Source organism: Brachybacterium sp., from assembly GCF_036379615.1.
GTDB lineage: Bacteria > Actinomycetota > Actinomycetes > Actinomycetales > Dermabacteraceae > Brachybacterium.
In genome coordinates this window covers 1-2,305 of the sequence record NZ_DASVGJ010000038.1, presented here as the reverse complement: position 1 = coordinate 2,305, position 2,305 = coordinate 1, and the positions used below count along the sequence as shown (strand labels likewise).

Here is a 2,305-nt window from a genome sequence, read left to right as displayed (position 1 = left end):
TCGACCCAGGCGCGGGATCCGCTGCTGGTGAGCAGGCGGCGGGCGTGGCGGGCCTCGTCCTCACCGAGGTCCTCGCGGCCCAGCAGCAGCTGGACCTCGGGCCAGGCGCCGGTGGTCGAGGCGTGAGCGATCAGGGCGGTGCGCTTGCCCTCGCGCAGGTCGCCGAGCGCGCTCTTGCCGGTGCGCCGTTCGTCGCCGAACATTCCCAGCAGGTCGTCGAACAGCTGGAAGCCGATGCCGAGCAGGCTGCCGATCTCATCGAGCGCGGTGAGCACCTCGGGGGAGGCATCGGCCAGGAGTGCTCCGGCGCGCAGCGGCAGCTGGAAGGAGTACAGCGCCGTCTTCAGCTCGGCGACCGCGAGCGTCTCCCGCAGCACCGCGGTGCTGTCCGCCGGCTCCAGCTGGAGGCGCACGTCGGCCAGCTCCCCGGCGGCGGTGGCGTGCAGGGTGCTCTCGAACAGGTCCTGCAGGCGCTCGACCACGGGCGCGGGGGCGTCGCAGCGGGCAACTGCACGCAGCGCGGCGATCAGGCCCAGGTCCCCGGCGAGGATGCCGGCCGCGACCCCGAGCCGCTGCGCCGCGGCCGGGCCCGCACCGCGCTGACGGGCATCGGCCGTGACACCGCCGGGCAGGCTGGGTGCCCCGCGGCGCACCTGATCCCCGTCGATGACGTCGTCCTGCACCACCAGAGCGGTGTGCAGCAGTTCGAGGGCCGCGGCGACCTGCACCGCGGCAGGTTCCCGCGCGCCGCCGAGCGCCTGGTGGGTGGACAGCAGCAGGCTCGGACGGAACCGCTTGCCGCCGGCGACGGAGCGGGAGAACGCGGCCCACAGATCGTGGTGGTCGGACAGCGGCAGCGGACCGGGCCGCCTCGTGCCGAGGTCCAGCAGGCGCTGGAGCTCGGCCTCGACGGCGAGGTCGTGGGTGGTGGTCATGAGGCGCGCACCGGGACCCGGGCGAGGCTTCCGCGCAGCTGCGGGACCTGCAGGGCGGTCCAGGGGCTGAGCGTCCACGGCGAGAGCTCGACCAGGTCGGCGAGCTCGTCGGGGGAGACCCACCTCAGGTCCATGACCTCTTCGGGGTTCGGCACCGGCTCGCCCGCGGCGGCGGCGACGAACACCGGGCAGATCTCGTTCTCGACGATGCCGGAGGCGTCCACGGCGCGATAGCGGAAGTCCGGGAGGGTCACCTCGGGGGCGCGCACAGCCATCCCGAGCTCGTGCCGGGCGTGGCGGGAGATCGCCTCGGCGAAGGATTCGCCCTCGCGGGGGTGGCCGCAGAAGGAGTTCGTCCACACCCCGGGCCAGGTGCGCTTGGACAGGGCGCGGCGCGTGAGCAGCACGTCTCCGTTCTCACGGACCACGTGGCAGGAGAAGGCCAGGTGCAGCGGAGTGTGCGCGGAGTGGACAGTGGCGCGCGGGGCCAGCCCGCAGGGGGTGCCGTCGGCATCCATGAGCATGACGTGGTCCTCCACGGCGATTCGCGCCGTGCTGCTGTCGGTCATGACCCTCCTTCGAGGTGCTGGTGCCCAGTTGCCGAGCACGGGATCCTGGTGCCGAGATCATGACGCTGAGATCGTCACTCGGGGATCCCTGCACCGAGATGCTTAGCCTGTCTACGTAAATCGACTGTAGCATCCGGGAATGACCGAGGCGCCACGACCTGAGGACGCGAACACGGCGCCCTCGTACTGGTACGAGGGCGACGACTCCGCCGTGGAGCTGCTCTCCGCGGTGCGGCGATTCCGACGGGCCGATCAGGAGATGCGCCGACGCGTGAGCGCGGGCATGGAGATGAACACGACCGATCTCGCGGCGCTGCATTTCGTCATCGCCCATGAGCTGGCCGAGGATCCGGCCACGCCGCTGCGCCTGGCCCAGCACCTGGAGATCTCCGGCGCCTCGATCTCGAAGCTCCTGGATCGCCTCACGGCCTCAGGCCATCTCGAGCGTGCGCCGCATCCGAGCGACCGACGCTCGCGGATCGTGGTGGCCACCGACCATGCGCGCTCCCAGGTGCGCGAGCGGCTCAGCGGGATGCACGAGCGGATGCTTGAGATCGCCCGGGACGTGCCCTCGCCCGCGAGGCGCGCGGCGATCGACTTCCTGCTCTCCCTGGCCGATCACCTCGACACCGAGGCGCCGCCTCCGAAGCTCACGCCGCGCGAGCGCTGAGCTCTCCCCTGCGGCGCCGAGCTCTCACACCTCGAGCGCTGGGCGGTCGCCCTGCGAGCGCTGCGAGCGCCCACGGAGCAGGCGGTCTCGTACGGACGGACGTCGGGCCCCTCGCACTGTAGTGCGAGGGG

General features: G+C 72.3%; 3 protein-coding genes. 1 reads left to right on the top strand and 2 read right to left on the bottom strand.

Features of this window, described 5'->3' with window-relative positions; genetic code table 11:
- A partial coding sequence (locus tag VF289_RS07330; protein ID WP_330882603.1) for a polyprenyl synthetase family protein occupies nt 1-935 on the bottom strand: 935 nt, incomplete at its 3' end.
- Nucleotides 932-1,504, bottom strand: coding sequence for an isopentenyl-diphosphate Delta-isomerase (gene idi, locus VF289_RS07325; RefSeq protein WP_330882601.1), 573 nt, complete (start codon nt 1,502-1,504; stop codon nt 932-934). The genes idi and VF289_RS07330, both read right to left, overlap by 4 nt.
- A 139-nt stretch (nt 1,505-1,643) precedes the next feature.
- Between idi and VF289_RS07320 the strand changes: the two genes are divergently transcribed.
- On the top strand, nt 1,644-2,174 hold the full coding sequence (locus VF289_RS07320) for a MarR family winged helix-turn-helix transcriptional regulator (RefSeq protein ID WP_330882600.1): 531 nt from the start codon (nt 1,644-1,646) through the stop codon (nt 2,172-2,174).
- The last annotated feature ends 131 nt before the right edge of the window (nt 2,175-2,305 follow it).